Genomic DNA, 15,847 nt, shown 5'->3' on the forward strand with positions numbered 1-15,847 from the left:
TCACGAGGAGGAGTTGTGCCCACATCCCTGCGGCTCGCGGTCGCCGAGTTCCGCAACCGGCCCGGCCGTGCCGTGCTGCCCGGTGTCGCCCTGGTGGTCGGCGTCGCCTGCCTGCTGGCCGCCCTGATGCTCAGCGACGCGATGGTCCGCGCCACCGACGAGGGCGTGCCGACCGTGCCCGCCGGGGTCGACTTCGTCGTCCGCCCGCCGGCCTTCGGCAACGACGACCTCGACCAGGCGACCGTCGACCGGGTGGCACGGGTCGCGGGGGTGACGCTGGCGCAGCCGGTCCGCGAGGTCCGCGCCGACCTGCTGCTCGACGGCGGCCGGGCGGACGACCGCCGCGTCACCGCCGACATCGAGCCCGACCGCGCGGACCTGCACCGCGTGCCGATCCAGGACGGCCGCTCGCCGGGCCCGGACGGCGAGATCGCGGTCGACCGGGTCACCGCCTACGAGCACGGCCTCCGACCGGGCGCGTCCGTGCGGCTGGCCGACGCGGCGGGCAAGCCGGTCGACGTCGTCGTCCGCGGCATCACCAAGCGCGGCTCGATCGCCGACGAACCGCTCGTCGTGGTCGGCGAGCGCCTCGCCGCCAAGCTCGGCGGCGAACCCCGCCTCAAGGCGGTTTACGTGGTCGGCGGCGACCGGGAGGCCCTCGCGAACGCCGCCGGCGGGGATGTCCGGGTCGACACCCGCGCGGCCGTGACCGGGGAGCGGCCCGCCAACGACCTGGCCGTCGTGCTGCTGCCGTTCAGCATCCTGGCGCTGGCCACGTCGGTGTTCGTGGCCTCGGCCACCTACCGCGCCGTCTACGCGCAACGGCAGCGGCACACGGCGCTCCTGCGCTGCCTGGGCGCGCACCGCGGCCCGCTGGTCTGGGCGAACCTGCTCGAAGCCCTGGTCACCGGCGTGGTCGCGGGCGTGGTGGGCGCGGCGCTCGGCGGGTCGGTCGCGTGGCTGCTGGCCAGGCTGTTCGACGGCACGGGCCTGTCGGCGCTGCTCGGCGCGGTGGAGCTGAGCCCGTCCCTGCTGCCCACGGCGGGCCAGTTGCTGATCGGCGTCGTCACGTCCGCGACGCTGAGCGCGTTCGCCGCGGTCCGGCCCTCGCTGGCCGCCGCTCGCATCTCGCCCCTGGCGGCCCTGCGGACGTCCGAAGGCCAGACGCCGGACCGGGCCGTGGTGCGCAGGCGGCGGGTCTTCGGGATCGCGTTGGTCGTGCTCGCGGCGGTCCTGGCCGCGCTGGCGCTGGTCGCGTCGGGCTCGCTCGCCGCGATCTTCCTGGTCCTGTTCTCCGGCATCACGGCCGTGTTCGGCCTGTTCGGGGTGCTGGGGCCGGTCGTGGTGCCGGCGCTGGGCCGGATCTTCGGCTCGGTGGCGAGCCGCTTCGGCGGCGCGCAGTGGAAGCTGGCCGCGGCGGAGGTGCGGCGGGTGCCGCAGCGGTCGGCGTCGGTGGCGATGCCGCTGCTCCTGGCCGCCGCGATGGTCACGTTCTTCGCCGTCACGGTGGGTTCCGCGCAGCGCATGGAGGACGAGTTCAGCAACGAACCGCGACCCGACGCCGTGGTGGTGGACTCCGGCGGGCGGGCGCTCGCCGAGGGCGCGGCGACGGCGGCCGCCCGGCCCGAGGTGGCGTCCTCGGTCGTGCTGCACGGCGTCGACGTGGACCAGCGCGACACCGAGGGCCACAGGTTCCCCGCCCAGGTCGTCGGCGCGGACCCGGAACGGCTGCGCGACTGGCTGACCAGCCAGGACGTCAACGTCAAGGACTTCGCCGCCGGCACCGTCCTGGTCGACGAGTGGTACGCCGAACGGCTCGGCGCGCGCGTCGGCGCACCGTTCACGGTCGAGGGGCTGCCCGGTGGGCCGCGCACGGCCACGGTCGTCGGGACGTTCACCGGCTCCCTGCTGGACGGTGCCGACGTGGTGCTGCCCGACCCGGGCCTGGCGCCCGCCACGAAGGTCCTGGTGGCGCTGCGACCGGGCGCGGACCCGGCCGCCTACCAGGCGGGCGTGCGGGCGGAGCTGGCCGACGCGCCCACCGTCCTGGTGAACACGAACGCCGAGAAGAGCGCCCGCGACCAGCGCTACCTCGACCTGGGGATCGTGCTGCTGATGGTGCTGCTCGGGCTGTCCGTGGCGGTGGCCGTGACGGGCATCGGGACCGCCTTGACCATCTCCGTGCAGGAGCGTCGCAAGGAGCTGGCGCTGCGGCGCGCGCTGGGCGTCACCAAGGGCGGCCTGCAGGGCGGGGTGGTGGCCGAAGCGGTGCTGTTGGCGCTGGTCGGGGTGCTGGGCGGGGGCGTCTTCGGCCTCGTCTACGCGGAGCTGACGCTGGCCGCCGTCGGCGCGCTTGTCTGGCCGACGGCGGCGGTCGCCCCGCTGCTGTTCGGCGGCGTGGGCGTGGTGGCCCTGGCGGTGCTGGCGGCGTTCGGCCCGGCGCGCGGCGCGTCCCGCATCCGGCCGGCCGCGGGGCTCGCGGCGGGCTGAAACCTCGGCCGGGTTCGGGCGGTGTGGTGGTCGGAGGTCGTAGTCTGCGTACATGCGGCGGATCATGGGAACCGAAGTCGAGTACGGCATCTCGGTGCCGGGTGACGCGACGGCGAACCCGGTGCTCACCTCGACACAGGTCGTGCTGGCCTACGCGGCGGCCGCCGACATACCGCGGGCGCGCCGGGCGCGCTGGGACTACGAGGTCGAATCGCCGTTGCGCGACGCGCGCGGCTTCGACCTCGGCGCGCCCGGCGGCCACCCCGGCGACAGCGATGTCGAGGACCTGGGCGCGGCCAACGTCATCCTCACCAACGGCGCGCGCCTCTACGTCGACCACGCGCACCCCGAGTACTCCGCGCCCGAGGTCACCAACGCGCGCGACGCGGTGATCTGGGACAAGGCGGGGGAGCGGGTCATGGAGGAGGCCGCGATGCGCGCGGCCACCGTCCCCGGCCAGCCGAGGCTGCAGCTCTACAAGAACAACGTGGACGGCAAGGGCGCCAGCTACGGCACCCACGAGAACTACCTGATGCAGCGCAGCACGCCGTTCACCGCGGTGATCGCCGGGCTGACGCCGTTCTTCGTCTCGCGCCAGGTCGTCGTCGGCTCGGGTCGCGTCGGCATCGGCGCGGCGGGCGAGGAGGCGGGCTACCAGCTCTCCCAGCGCTCGGACTACATCGAGGTCGAGGTCGGCCTGGAGACCACGCTCAAGCGCGGCATCATCAACACGCGCGACGAGCCGCACGCCGACGCCGACAAGTACCGCAGGCTGCACGTCATCATCGGCGACGCGAACCTCGCCGAGTACTCCACCTACCTCAAGTGCGGCACCACCTCGCTCGTGCTGGACATGATCGAGGCCGGTCGCCGGTTCGACGACCTGCGGTTGCTCGAGCCGGTCCGGTCGGTGCACCAGATCAGCCACGACCCGACCCTCAAGACGAAGGTCGAGCTGACCGACGGGCGCAAGTTCACCGGGTTGGACCTGCAGTTCGCCTACTACGAGCGGGCCTCGGCGTTCGTCGAGCAGGAGGGCTACGGCGACCGGGACGTGCTGCGCGTGTGGGGCGAGGTGCTCGACGCGCTGGCCCGCGACCCGCAGGAGTGCGCCGACCGGCTCGACTGGGTGGCGAAACTGCGGTTGCTCGAAGGTTATCGGGCCAGGGACGGCCTGGCCTGGGGTTCGCCCCGGCTGTCGCTGGTCGACCTGCAGTACTCCGACGTGCGGCTCGACAAGGGCCTGTACAACCGGCTGGTCGCCCGCGGCTCGATGAAGCGCCTGGTCAGCGAGGACGAGGTGCGGGCGGCCATCCTCGCGCCGCCGGAGGACACGCGCGCCTACTTCCGCGGTCGCTGCCTGGAGCGCTACCCCACCTCGGTGGCCGCCGCGTCGTGGGATTCGGTGATCTTCGACCTCGGTCGCGAATCACTCGTGCGAATCCCCACCCTCGAACCCCTGCGCGGTACGAAAGCGCACGTCGGAGCCCTGCTGGAAGCCTCGGACACGGCCGAGCAGCTGGTGGAGGCGCTCACCCGGGGCTGATCAACAGACCCGAGTGGCAGGCGCAGGATGTCGTACCTGGTGGGTAGTGTTTAACTCGCAGGACCCGAAGACCGGGAGGTCGACATGGCCCAGGAACAGGTTCAGCGCCAAGGCGGCGGTGACGGCGACGAGGGCGCCGCCGGCGCGGCGGGCGCCGGCCAGGAGCGCCGGGAGAAGCTCGGCGAGGACGTCGACGCGATCCTCGACGAGATCGACGACGTGCTCGAGGAGAACGCCGAGGACTTCGTCCGCGCGTACGTGCAAAAGGGCGGCGAGTAAGAAGCCGCCGGCGGGACAGGAGAAGAACGCACACATGGACCACAGCTCGACCGGGCACTACCCGGCCGCGTCGTTGCCCCCGGCCTACCTCAGGCCGGGGTCGTCGTCGTTCACCGATTTCCTCCGCGCCCAGGCTCCCGAACTGCTGCCGTCGAGCCGCACGCTGCCCGAGGGCAGTGCCGTGCAGGCTCCGCACGGCACCACCATCGTCGCCCTCACGTTCAAGGGCGGCGTGGTGATCGCGGGCGACCGGCGCGCCACGATGGGCAACGTGATCGCGCAGCGCGACATGAAGAAGGTGTTCATCACCGACGACTACTCGGCGGTGGGCATCGCCGGGACGGCGGGCATCGCGGTCGAGATCGTCCGGCTCTACGCGGTCGAGCTCCGGCACTACGAGAAGATCGAGGGCGTCTCGCTGTCGCTGGACGGCAAGGCGAACCGGCTCTCCGCGATGATCAAGGGCAACCTCGACGCCGCGCTCGCGGGCCTGGCGGTCGTGCCGCTGTTCGCCGGGTTCGACACCGACGCGCCCGACCCGGACCGGGCGGGCCGCATCGTGTCCTACGACGTGACCGGCGGCCGGTACGAGGAGTCCCAGGGCTACCAGGCCGTGGGCTCGGGCTCGCTGTTCGCGAAGTCGGCGATGAAGAAGCTCTACGACCCGGACGCCGACGCCGAGGCCGCCATCAGGACCGCGATCGAGGCGCTGTACGACGCGGCGGACGACGACTCGGGCACCGGCGGCCCCGACCTGGTGCGCCGGATCTACCCGGTGGTCGTGACGATCACGGCCGACGGTGCGGCGCACGTGCCGGAGGAGCGGACCTCCGGCCTCGCGGAGGCGGTCGTCGAGGGCCGCCGGTCCAGGCCGGCGGGCTGAGCGCCGTGTCGACCCCCATCCCCACCCGCATCCGCCGAGCCCGGGAGCCGCAGCAGTGACGATGCCGTTGTACGCCTCACCCGAGCAGATCCTCCGCGACCGCGCGGAGTACGCCCGGAAGGGTATCGCCCGAGGCCGGAGCGTCGTGGTGCTCCGGTACGCCGACGGCGTGCTGTTCGTCGCGGAGAACCCGTCCGCGACCCTGCACAAGGTGTCGGAGATCTACGACCGCATCGCGTTCGCCGCGGTCGGCCGCTACAGCGAGTTCGAGAACCTGCGCCAGGCGGGCATCCGGTTCGCCGACATCCGCGGGTACCAGAACGACCCGCGCGACGTGACGGGCCGCTCGCTGGCGAACGTGTACGCCCAGACGCTGGGGTCGATCTTCGCCGAGCAGATCAAGCCGCTGGAGGTGGAGATCTGCGTCGCCGAGGTCGGCACCGAGCCCGAGCAGGACACGCTGTACCGGCTGACCTACGACGGCTCGATCGTGGAGGAGCCTCAGTACGTCGTGATGGGCGGCCAGGCCGAGGCGACCGGCACCGCCCTGAAGGACGCCTACACCGAGGGCCAGCCGCTGGCCGAGGCCGTGGCCACGGCGGTGAAGGCCCTCAGCTCGGGCAGCACCACCACCGGCAACGGCAAGCCGGACCTGCTCGACCGCGGCAAGCTGGAGGTCGCGGTGCTGGAGCGCTCCCGGCCGCGGCGGGCGTTCCGCCGGATCGCGGGCGCCGCGCTGGCGGCCCTGCTGCCCGGTGACGACGCGGCACCGGCGGACGAGCCGGCCGCGAAGGACGAGAAGAAGCCGGCGAGAGACGTGAACCTCCCGCCGAACGACGACAAGGCGTAGGTCCCGCGGTCCACGGCGAAGGCCCCCGGCACGTGCCGGGGGCCTTCGCCGTGCCGGAGCACCCCTCAGGCGTGGGCCAGGGGCGAGGGCAGCTCGGTGAAGTCCTTGGTCCGCTCCAGCGCCGTGAGGAGGGCGAGCAGCTCGGCCGGTGGCGCGACGAGCCTGCGGGCGTCCAGGTCGAGCCACCCGGCGGTGGTGGTGATGGTGGCGGCGGTGCGGCCGTCCGCCCGGATGATCTTGTTGTGCAGGCGGAACCGGGCGCCGTCCGACGCCAGGCCCGCCAGGCGCAGCTCCACCACGATCGGGTCGAGCAGGCGCATCTCGGCGCGGTACCGGATGTCGTGGCCGTGGGACACCGGGCCGAGGCGGCGGGCGGCGAACTCGGTGACCGGGAAGCCGCCCGACGCGAAGTACCGCATCCGGTTGTCCTCGGCGGCGTCCAGGTACGCGGTGGTGCGCATGTGGCCGTTCTGGTCGACGTCCGGCCAGCGCACGTGGGTGGTGCTGGTGAAGGGCATGCGTGGAGTATCCGGATCACCGCCGGGGTCACCCTCGCGGCAGGCCGGCGGACGACCCCGCTCCAGGTCCGGCGCCCGGGTCCGGGCCTCCAGCCGCCGACCCGGCCACCGTCCACGGCACCACCCGGTCGGACCGGGCGTTCGGCTCGGCGAACACCGACTCGCCGTGCGGGGGCAGGGCGACGGCGTGCCGGCGCGCGTCGCGCTCGGACGGCGTGCGGGTGACCGGACCCGTCCGGTCGAACGCGGTCGGGACGCGGCTGGGACAGCCGGCGCCCAATCCGAGCGCGGTCCGCGGGTCGGGCACCTCGCACGGGCCCCGGCCGGCTCGAACAGCACCCGGTCAGCGAGTACGGCGAGGACGAGGTGGCGGAGTGGACCTCATCCGCGTGGTCGGTACACGGCCAGGGCGGCCGGGCGGGCCCGGAACTCGAACCTCGTCCCCGTCGGGCCGACCTCGCCGTCCGTCGCGATCGCCACCGCCCCCTCCCGCAGCCGTACGTCCAGCCACCGCGTCTCCAGGTGCCGGTAGGTCCGGCTGCGGTGCAGCGAGCCGAGCAGGGCGCCCAGGAAGAATCTCGCCCGCGAGAACCGGGTGTCGGCGCGGATGTAGCGCACGTCCAGCAGCCCCGCGTCCAGGGCCGGCCGCATGGTCGGCGCGAAGCCCTTCGGCCGGTACGGGCCATTGCCCACGAACAGCATCCAGACCAGGTGCGGCTCGCCGTTCAGCTCGACCCGCAGCGGCCGCGAGCTGCGCAGCACCCGGGCCAGCGCGATGCCGGCGGCGGGCCACTTGCCCCACCGGTCCTGCAACTGCTCGCGCAGCCGCACCATGTCGGGGTAGCCGCCCAGGCTCGCGGTGTTGACGAACCAGCGCGGCCCGGCGCCGTCCACGGACACCGCCGCCAGGTCCACCAGCACGCCGTCGCCCTCCGCGACCGCCCGCGTGCTGTCGTCCAACCCCTGCACGCCGATGTCGCGCGCGAAGTGGTTGAGCGTGCCGGCGGGCACCAGGACCAGCGGCAGGCGGTGCGCCGCCGCCAGCGCCGCGACCGCCGCCACCGACCCGTCACCCCCGGCCACGCCCAGTGCGTGCGGAGCGTGGTCGGCGATCACCGTGTCGAGATCCTCGATTCCCACGATCGTGGCTTTCGGCCAGGCCTCCGCGATCCGGTCGGTCGGGTCGTCGGCGCCCAGCCCCGCGCTCGGGTTCACCACGACCACCAGGCCCTCCCCGTCGACCAGGGCCTCCAGCGACCGGTGGTCGCGCGCCGACGCGGGCTCGGTGCGCCCCAACGGCCACCAACGCCTGGTCAGCAGGGCCGCACCCGCGCCGATCGCCGCGCCCGCGGCCACGTCGGACGGCCAGTGCACGCCCGTGTGGACCCGCGAGTACGCCACGGCCGCCGCGACGGGCGCGACCACCGCCCCCAGCACGGGCGACTCCATCGCCAGCGCGGTGGTGAACGCCGCCGCCGACGCCGCGTGCCCGGACGGGAACGACGACGACGTGGGCCGCTTCGTCAGCCGCCGGGGCACCAGCAGCAGGTCGGCGGCCGGACGGCGGCGCGGGAACAGGCGCTTCGCGACCAGGCTCGCGCTGAAGCTCGCGCCACCGATCGCCGCCACGCCGCGCAGCGCCGCCCGCCGCGTCACCCCCTTGCGCACGGCCAGCACACCCGCCGCCACCAGCCACAACGCGCTGTGGTTGGCGGCGCGTGACAACGTCTTCATCCCCGCGTCCACCGGTGAGGCGCGCAACGCCCCCGAACGCCTCATGAGGGCCAGGTCCAGGCGGTTCACTCGTCGCAGCACACGAGAACGTTATCCGCCATTCCGGCGCGACGCCCGATTGGATCACTGAGGAAAGCTCCGAATGCGCCTACTGTTGAGGGATGCAGCGGCGGATCTTCGGCATTGAGACTGAGTTCGGGGTGACCTGCACCTTCCACGGGCAGCGCAGGCTGTCCCCGGATGAGGTCGCGCGTTATCTGTTCCGCCGGGTCGTCTCGTGGGGACGCTCGTCGAACGTCTTCCTGCGCAACGGCTCTCGGCTCTACCTGGACGTGGGCTCGCACCCCGAGTACGCCACGGCGGAATGCGACGACCTCGCCCAGCTCGTCACGCACGACAAGGCTGGTGAGCGCATCCTCGAGGACCTGCTCGTCGACGCCGAGCGCAGGCTCGCCGACGAGGGCATCGGGGGGGACATCTTCCTGTTCAAGAACAACACCGACTCCGCGGGCAACTCCTACGGTTGCCACGAGAACTACCTGGTCGCGCGGGCGGGGGAGTTCTCCCGCATCGCCGACGTCCTGCTGCCGTTCCTGGTGACCCGGCAGCTCATCTGCGGCGCGGGCAAGGTGCTCCAGACGCCGCGCGGAGCGGTCTACTGCCTGTCGCAGCGGGCCGAGCACATCTGGGAGGGCGTGTCCAGCGCCACCACCCGGTCCCGCCCGATCATCAACACCCGCGACGAGCCGCACGCCGACGCCGAGCGCTACCGCAGGCTCCACGTCATCGTCGGCGACTCGAACATGTCCGAGGTGACCACGCTGCTCAAGGTGGGCAGCGCCAACCTCGTGCTGGAGATGATCGAGCAGGGCGTGCAGTTCCGCGACTTCAGCCTGGACAACCCGATCCGCGCCATCCGCGAGATCAGCCACGACCTGACCGGCCGCCGCACCGTGCGGCTGGCGGGCGGCAAGGAGGCGTCGGCGCTGGACATCCAGCGCGAGTACTACGAGCGCGCGGTGGAGCACGTGGCCAAGCGCGCGCCCGACCCCATGGCGGAGCGGGTGCTGGAGCTGTGGGGCCGCACCCTGGACGCGGTCGAGTCCGAGGACCTGTCCAAGATCGACCGCGAGATCGACTGGGCCATCAAGTACCGGCTGATGGAGCGCTACCAGTCCAAGCACGGGATGGACCTGTCCAACCCGCGCATCGCCCAGCTCGACCTCGCTTACCACGACATCCGGCGCGGCCGGGGCATCTTCGACCTGCTCCAGCGCAAGGGCCAGGTCGAACGGGTCACCGACGACGGCGAGATCGAGGCCGCCAAGGACACCCCGCCGCAGACCACGCGGGCCAAGCTGCGCGGTGACTTCATCGCCGCCGCGCAGGCCGCGGGCCGCGACTTCACCGTCGACTGGGTGCACCTCAAGCTCAACGACCAGGCGCAGCGCACCGTGCTGTGCAAGGACCCGTTCCGCGCCGTGGACGAGCGCGTGGAGCGGCTGATCTCGTCCCTCTAGCGGGGCGGAGCGCGTCGGCAGGCCCCGGGTCGCCCGGCCCGGGGCCTGCTCTTCGCCTGATTGAAAAAATACTTTTTGACGTACAACATGATTTTTGCCATGAGAGACGTCCTGTACCTGGAGCAGATCGAGCAGGCCGAGGCCCTGCTCAAGCCGCAGCGCATCGAGGTGCTGCGGCAACTGGCCGAGCCGCACTCGTGCACCGAGGTCGCCGCCGCGCTCGACCAGACCCCGCAGCGGGTCTACTACCACGTGAAACGCCTGGTCGAGGCCGGCCTGGCGACGAGGGTGGCCGAGCGGCGGGTGCGCGGCATCGGCGAAGGCGTGTACCAGGCCACCGCCCGCTCGTACTGGCTGTCGCCGGGGCTGGTGGGGCGGCTGGGGCTGCGCCGCGCCCGGGACGAGCTGAGCCTGGGACACCTGCTGGACCTGGTCGAGCAGGTCCAGGCGGACATCGCCGGGCTCGACCGGACCCGACCCGAGCTGCCCTCGCTGGGCGTGTCCGGCGAGATCCGGGTCCGGCCCGACCAGCGGCAGCGGTTCTTCGACGAGCTGAAGACCACCTTGCAGGACCTGTTCGCCCGCTACGGCGGCGCGGAGGGCGACGCCTTCCGGCTGGCCGTGGCGTGCTACCCCAAGGAGGAGACCGATGGATGAGACCGTGGTGCTGCGCGCCCGCACCAGGGCGTCCGCCGACCGCGTGCGCCGCGCCCTGACCGACGCGACCGAGCTGGCCACGTGGCTGGCCGAGCACGCGGAGGTGGAGCTGCCCGACCGGTTCGCGTTCTGGGGCCGCCATACCCCCGAGGGCGACGCGCCGCACCAGACCTTGCGGCACGCGGACGAGCACTCCCTGAGGTTCGACTGGGCCGTCGGCGGCGAGGACACCACCGTCGAGATCGCCTGGTCCGCGCAGGACGGCGGCACCCTCGTCACGCTCTCCCAGAGCCACTTCCCCGGTTGGGGCGTGGCCGTCGCCGAGACCAGCGTGCTCGGCCACCTCTACACGTACTGGTGCCTGTCGCTGGCGAACCTGGTCGACCACGTCGAAGGCCGCCCGCTGACGCCGAAGGTGGACTTCACGTCGACCGCGATGCGCGGCGAGGTGCTGATCGACGCGCCGACCGAGGCCGTGGCGCGGTCCCTGGTCGACGCCGGGGAGTACTCCCGCTGGTTCGGCGCGAAGATCGACATCGAGGCGTGGGAGGGTGGCCGGGTCGCGATGGGCGGGTTCGACCACGACCCGCACCCGGCGAAGGTCGTCGACTTCGAGCCCGGCAAGCGCATGGGCGTCGACTGGCACGGCATGGTCTCGACCTGGGAGCTGGCCGAGTCCGGCGGCGCGACCCGGCTGACGTTCGTGCAGAGCGGGTTCGACACCGGTCAGCCGCCGTACGCGGCGTGGGCGGGCTGGCTGTCGGGCGTGGCGGAGCTGCGCCGCTACCACGAGCTGCCCGACTGGCGGCCGATCTGGCTGCGGCCGGAGGTGCCCGGCCTGCCCGAGGGCGTGCTCAGCGGGAGCTGAGGCGGATCAGCTTCAGCTCGACGGCGGTCCGCACGGCCGCCGTCCGGGTGTCCACGCCCAGCTTGTCGAAGATCCGGACGAGGTGCGTCTTCACCGTCGCCTCGCTGATGAACAGCGCCTTCGCGATCTCCCGGTTGCCCAGGCCGCGGGCCAGGTGGTCGAGGATCTGCACCTCGCGCTTCGTGACCGCGGGCGCGGTGGAGGGGCGCAGCAGCCGCCGGGCGATGTCCGGCGACAGCACGGTGCGGCCCGTCGCGGCCTGGCGAACGGCGGCCGCCAGCTCCTCGGGCGGGCAGTCCTTGAGCAGGTAGCCGGTCGCGCCCGCCTCGACCGCGCGCACCACGTCGGCGTCCGAGTCGTACGTCGTCAGCACCACGACCTGCGGCGGTCCGGGCAGCGCGCGGATGCGGCGGGTGGCCTCCACGCCGTCGACGCCCGCGCCCAGCTGGAGGTCCATCAGCACCACGTCCACGTCACCGGTCGCGGCGAGCCGGACCGCGTCCTCGCCGGTGGCGGCCTCGCCGACCACCTCGAAGTCCCGTGCCAGCAACCCGGCCAGGCCGAACCGGACCACCGGGTGGTCGTCCACCACCAGCACCCGCAACCGGCCCGTCACGGCGTCGGCACGCTCACGGCCAGCGCCGTGCCCTCACCCGGCGCGCTCTCCACCGCCATCGTGCCGCCGAGCTCGGCGACCCGGTCGCGGATCGCCTCCAGCCCGTAGCCGCGGCCCGGCTCCGGGCGGGTCGCGGCCGGGTCGAACCCGCGGCCGTCGTCACGCACGTCCAACGTCACCGCATCGCCCAGGTAGGTGAGCGTGATGACGGTGGTCGTGGCGTCGGCGTGCTCGCGGACGTTGGCCAGCGCGCCCTGCGCGACCCGCAGCAACGCCACCTCCACCGGCACCGGCAGCGGGTACGGCTCGCCCTCGACCTCCACCCGGTCGGACAGGGCGCGCAGGGCGTCGGTCAGCGTGCGGCCGTCCAGGGGCGAGAGGTCGCGCACGAACCGGCGCGCCTCGGCCAGGTTCTCCTTGGCGACCTCGCGGGCGCGGGCGGTGTCGCCGAGGTCCAGCAGCAACCCGATGCTGGACAGGCCCTGCGCCAGCGTGTCGTGGATCTCCCGGGCGAGCCGCTGCCGCTCCTGCAGCACCCCGGCCTCGTGCAGGAGGCGCCGCCGGTCGAAGAACACGGCGGCCGTGATGACCGCCACCCCGACCGGCCCCAGCACCAGGCTCGGCTCGACCATGTCGGCCAACCGCACCTGCGCCAGCGCCACCGCCGCGGTGAGCACCCCGGCCACCGGCACGGCCAGGCGCGGCCGCAGCTGGCGGAGGCACTGGAAGAACAGCGGGATCGCGCACCAGCCGAAGCTCGGCGCGAGCCACACCAGCACCAGCCACAGCGCCAGGACCAGCGGCAACGCCCCCGTCCGCCGCGCGCCGAGCGGGTAGGCCGCGCCCAGCGCGACGGCCGTGACCAGCACGGCGGGCGCGACGCCGTGGTACGCGACGTACCGCGCCGCCGACGCCGTCAGCAGCACGTAGAAGCCCGCGTGCATCGCCCGGTGCAGCCACACCCGGCCGACCCTAGGCCAGGTCCGGCCGCGCGGGGTCAACCGATGGGTTGAACCGGGGTCAACCGGAACCACCAGGTGCCCGGGACGCGGCGCGACCAGTCTCGGAGACGAGCACGAACCGGGTTCCGAGGAGGGTGTGGCGATGCGCAAGACCACGATCGCGGTGCTGGTGGCGTTGTCCGTGGCGGGTGCCGGCGGGTACGCGGTGGCCGACCAGCAGCACGGGCGCGGTGACGCCGCGGTGCGGACCGCGACGACCATCACGGTGGACGCCGCCGTGCGGGCGGCCCGGGCGGCGCTGGACGCGGCCGAGAAGGACGGGCAGCGGGTGACCGTCGCCGTGGTGGACCGCGGCGGTGACGTCGTCGTGCTGCTGCACGGCGACGGCGCGGGACCGCAGACGGAGGAGTCGGCGCGGCGCAAGGCGTTCACGTCGGTGTCGTTCAACGCGCCGACCTCGGTGCTGGCGGGCCGGGTGACGGGCGCGGGCGCGACGCTGCGGGACATCCCGGGCACCCTGTTCCTGGCCGGGGGCGTGCCCGTCGCGTCGAACGACGCGCCGATCGCCGGCATCGGCGTGGGCGGGGCGCCGAGCGGCGACCAGGACGAGCGCTACGCCCGCGCCGGCCTGTCCACCATCACCCCGTGACGGTCCTGACCGTTCGACTCGGCGGTCCTGAACGTTCGACACCCGGGCTCTGAGCGTTCGACACCCGGGCTCTGAGCGTTCGACACCCGGGGCGCGAGCGTTCGACACACGGGGAGCCGCGTGTGTCGAACGTTCAGGACCCGGGTGTCGAACGCCCGGGACCCCCGAGTTCCACGTCGCGGGGCGGGTCGTCGGGCGTCCGACCAGGGCATCGGGGTTTCGGCAACCGGCTGAATGGACCATTCACCCGAGCCGAAGGCGGGGACGGCGCCATCCGGTGTTCGTCCGGGGTTAGGGTTCGGTGTGGCCATCGCACGTGCCGAGAGGCTCGTCAACCTGGTGCTGTGCCTGCTCTCGACCCGGCAGTACCTCACCGCCGAGCGCATCCGCGCCATCGTCCCCGGCTATGCCGACGCCGCGACGGACGAGGCGTTCTTCCGCATGTTCGAACGCGACAAGACCGAGCTGCGCGACCTCGGCGTGCCGCTGGAGACCGGGCGCGGCACGGGCTTCGACGCGGTCGACGGGTACCGCATCGCCCGCCGCGACTACGAGCTGGGCGACATCGACCTGGAGCCGGACGAGGCCGCCGCGGTGGCGCTCGCCGCCCGCCTGTGGGACTCGCCGCAGTTCACCGGCGCGGCGCACGGCGCGCTGATCAAGCTCCGGGCCGCGGGCGTGGACGTCGACCAGGACGTGCACGTGCCGGTCGAGCCGAAGGTCCGCACCAGCGAACCCGCGTTCCCGCCGCTGCTCGCCGCCGTCCAGGAGGGCCGCGTGGTCGAGTTCGACTACCGCCGCCCGGTGCCGGTCGAGGTGCGCACCCGCACGGTCGAGCCGTGGGGCGTGGTCGCCTGGCGCGGCCGCTGGTACCTCGTCGGGCACGACCGCGACCGCGACGCGCCCCGCTGCTTCCGCCTGTCCCGGATCGTGGGAGACGTCCGCGTGGCCGGCAAGGCGGGCGAGGTGCGCCGGCCCGACCAGTTCGACCTGCTGTCGTTCGTGGTCCGCAACCAGCCCGCCGCCGACCAGCCGCCCGCCGCGGCCAAGCTGTGGGTCGCGCGGGGCCGCGCGCAGGGCGTGCGCCGGCGTGCCCGGGTCATCGGCTCGCGGGACTTCGACGGCGAGCCCGGCGACGTGCTGGAGATCGACCTGAGGTTCCCCGACTCGGCCGCCGGGTGGATCGCGGGCTTCGGCGCGGACGTGGTGGTGCTGGAACCGGAAGTGCTGGCCAAGACGGTCCGGGAGAAGCTGCTCGGAGCGCTGCGCGGTGCGGGGGTGCGCGCGTGAACGCCTCCGCCGACCGGCTGCCCCGCCTGCTCGCCCTCGTGCCCTACCTGCTGGCCCGCCCCGGCATCCCGATCGAGGAGGTCGCGGCCGACTTCGACGTCACCCCCAAGCAGGTCCGCAAGGACCTCGAACTGCTGTGGATGTGCGGCCTGCCCGGCTACGGCCCCGGTGACCTGATCGACCTGTCCTTCGAGGGCGACACGGTCACCGTCACGTTCGACGCGGGCATGAGCCGCCCGCTGCGGCTGACCGCCGCCGAGGCCACGTCGCTGCTGGTGGCGCTGCGCGCGCTGGCCGAGACGCCCGGCGTGGCCGACCAGGCCGCGGTGCAGCGGGCGGTCGCCAAGATCGAGGCCGCCGTCGGGCAGGCGCAGCCCGCGGGCGTCGCCGTGGGGCTGGCCCTGCGGGAGGCGCCGGAGACGGCGCGGGTGCGCGACGCGGTGTCCGACGGCGTGCGGCGCGGTCGGGCGCTCAACCTGCGCTACTACACGCCGTCACGGGACGAGATCACCGAACGGGTGGTCGACCCCATGCGGATGCTGCTCGTGGAGGGGCGCGGCTACCTGGAGGCGTGGTGCCGGGCCGCGGACGGCGTCCGGTTGTTCCGGCTCGACCGGATCGACGCGGTGGACGTGCTCGACGAGCCCGCCGCCCCGCCGCCGCACGCCACGCCCACCGACACCTCGGAGGGGTTGTTCCAGCCGGACCCGTCGCAGCGCACGGCGGTGCTGGTGCTGGAGCCGGACGCCCGCTGGGTGGCCGAGTACTACCCGACGGACGGCCTGGTCGAGCTGCCCGAGGGCCGGGCGCGGGTGCTCATGCGGTACGCCGACACGGCGTGGATGGTCCGCCTGCTGCTCGGTCTGGGCGGTGACGTGCACGTGGAGCAGCCGCCCGACCTGGTGGCCGAGGTCGCCCGGCAGGCCGAAGCCGCGTTGCGCCGGGCGGATCACCTCCCGGCAACCTAGGGCAAGTACGGTGGTGC

15 protein-coding genes are annotated in these 15,847 nt (G+C 73.6%); 11 read left to right on the forward strand and 4 right to left on the reverse strand.

The annotated features are described in order from the left end of the window. Positions 1–15 precede the first annotated feature (15 nt). The 5 genes from ACIGNX_RS14350 (at position 16) to prcA (ending at position 6,048) form a co-directional block, all read left to right on the forward strand. The gene (locus tag ACIGNX_RS14350) at positions 16–2,490 is read left to right on the forward strand and encodes an FtsX-like permease family protein (protein ID WP_396539936.1); all 2,475 of its coding nucleotides are present in this window, start codon (positions 16–18) and stop codon (positions 2,488–2,490) included. A 52-nt stretch (positions 2,491–2,542) separates the two neighbouring features. Further along, positions 2,543–4,036 carry a depupylase/deamidase Dop gene (gene dop, locus ACIGNX_RS14355; protein ID WP_396539938.1) on the forward strand — a complete coding sequence of 498 codons (1,494 nt, stop codon included), beginning with the start codon at positions 2,543–2,545 and terminating at the stop codon, positions 4,034–4,036. 84 nt (positions 4,037–4,120) lie between these two features. Beyond that, positions 4,121–4,315 carry a ubiquitin-like protein Pup gene (locus ACIGNX_RS14360; protein WP_396539940.1) on the forward strand — a complete coding sequence of 65 codons (195 nt, stop codon included), beginning with the start codon at positions 4,121–4,123 and terminating at the stop codon, positions 4,313–4,315. Between the two features lie 34 nt (positions 4,316–4,349). After that, on the forward strand, positions 4,350–5,198 hold the full coding sequence (prcB, locus tag ACIGNX_RS14365) for a proteasome subunit beta (RefSeq protein ID WP_396539942.1): 849 nt from the start codon (positions 4,350–4,352) through the stop codon (positions 5,196–5,198). A gap of 55 nt (positions 5,199–5,253) precedes the next feature. Further along, on the forward strand, positions 5,254–6,048 hold the full coding sequence (prcA, locus tag ACIGNX_RS14370) for a proteasome subunit alpha (RefSeq protein WP_396539944.1): 795 nt from the start codon (positions 5,254–5,256) through the stop codon (positions 6,046–6,048). A 65-nt stretch (positions 6,049–6,113) separates the two neighbouring features. On the opposite strand, the gene ACIGNX_RS14375 is transcribed toward prcA, so the two are convergent. Both ACIGNX_RS14375 and ACIGNX_RS14380 read right to left on the reverse strand, forming a co-directional pair. Further along, positions 6,114–6,566, reverse strand: coding sequence for an acyl-CoA thioesterase (locus tag ACIGNX_RS14375; RefSeq protein WP_396539946.1), 453 nt, complete (start codon positions 6,564–6,566; stop codon positions 6,114–6,116). Positions 6,567–6,947: 381 nt separating this feature from the next. Beyond that, positions 6,948–8,381 (reverse strand): bifunctional phosphatase PAP2/diacylglycerol kinase family protein, encoded by a 1,434-nt coding sequence (locus ACIGNX_RS14380; RefSeq protein WP_396539948.1) that lies wholly within the window; start codon positions 8,379–8,381, stop codon positions 6,948–6,950. 80 nt (positions 8,382–8,461) lie between these two features. Here ACIGNX_RS14380 and pafA point away from each other — a divergent pair, with 80 nt between their 5' ends. The 3 genes from pafA to ACIGNX_RS14395 all read left to right on the forward strand — a co-directional run bounded on the left by pafA (position 8,462) and on the right by ACIGNX_RS14395 (position 11,345). Continuing rightward, complete coding sequence (pafA, locus tag ACIGNX_RS14385; RefSeq protein ID WP_396539950.1) at positions 8,462–9,820, forward strand: Pup--protein ligase; 1,359 nt, start codon at positions 8,462–8,464, stop codon at positions 9,818–9,820. A 99-nt stretch (positions 9,821–9,919) separates the two neighbouring features. Next, on the forward strand, positions 9,920–10,477 hold the full coding sequence (locus ACIGNX_RS14390; protein ID WP_396539952.1) for a helix-turn-helix domain-containing protein: 558 nt from the start codon (positions 9,920–9,922) through the stop codon (positions 10,475–10,477). After that, the gene (locus ACIGNX_RS14395; RefSeq protein WP_396539954.1) at positions 10,470–11,345 is read left to right on the forward strand and encodes an SRPBCC domain-containing protein; all 876 of its coding nucleotides are present in this window, start codon (positions 10,470–10,472) and stop codon (positions 11,343–11,345) included. The genes ACIGNX_RS14390 and ACIGNX_RS14395 overlap by 8 nt, the downstream gene beginning before the upstream one ends. Here ACIGNX_RS14395 and ACIGNX_RS14400 read toward each other — a convergent pair. Together ACIGNX_RS14400 and ACIGNX_RS14405 are read right to left on the reverse strand one after the other, a co-directional pair. After that, positions 11,332–11,961, reverse strand: a complete 630-nt coding sequence (locus ACIGNX_RS14400) for a response regulator (protein WP_396539956.1) — start codon at positions 11,959–11,961, stop codon at positions 11,332–11,334. The two genes, ACIGNX_RS14395 and ACIGNX_RS14400, sit on opposite strands and share 14 nt — an antisense overlap. Next, a complete protein-coding gene (locus tag ACIGNX_RS14405) occupies positions 11,958–12,923 on the reverse strand; it encodes a sensor histidine kinase (protein WP_396539958.1) in 966 nt (321 codons plus the stop codon). The genes ACIGNX_RS14400 and ACIGNX_RS14405 overlap by 4 nt, the downstream gene beginning before the upstream one ends. A 142-nt stretch (positions 12,924–13,065) precedes the next feature. On the opposite strand from ACIGNX_RS14405, the gene ACIGNX_RS14410 reads away from it, so the two are divergent. From ACIGNX_RS14410 to ACIGNX_RS14420, 3 genes are all read left to right on the forward strand, one after another. Next, entirely contained in the window at positions 13,066–13,572 is a 507-nt protein-coding gene (locus ACIGNX_RS14410; RefSeq protein ID WP_396539960.1) for a heme-binding protein, read from the forward strand. A gap of 303 nt (positions 13,573–13,875) precedes the next feature. Then, positions 13,876–14,862: a helix-turn-helix transcriptional regulator gene (locus ACIGNX_RS14415; RefSeq protein WP_396539962.1), complete on the forward strand. Its 987-nt coding sequence runs from the start codon at positions 13,876–13,878 to the stop codon at positions 14,860–14,862. Beyond that, positions 14,859–15,830, forward strand: coding sequence for a helix-turn-helix transcriptional regulator (locus tag ACIGNX_RS14420; RefSeq protein ID WP_396539964.1), 972 nt, complete (start codon positions 14,859–14,861; stop codon positions 15,828–15,830). Before ACIGNX_RS14415 ends, ACIGNX_RS14420 begins: the two co-directional genes overlap by 4 nt. Positions 15,831–15,847 lie beyond the last annotated feature (17 nt).

Source organism: Actinosynnema sp. NPDC053489 (assembly GCF_044544865.1).
Lineage (GTDB): Bacteria > Actinomycetota > Actinomycetes > Mycobacteriales > Pseudonocardiaceae > Actinosynnema.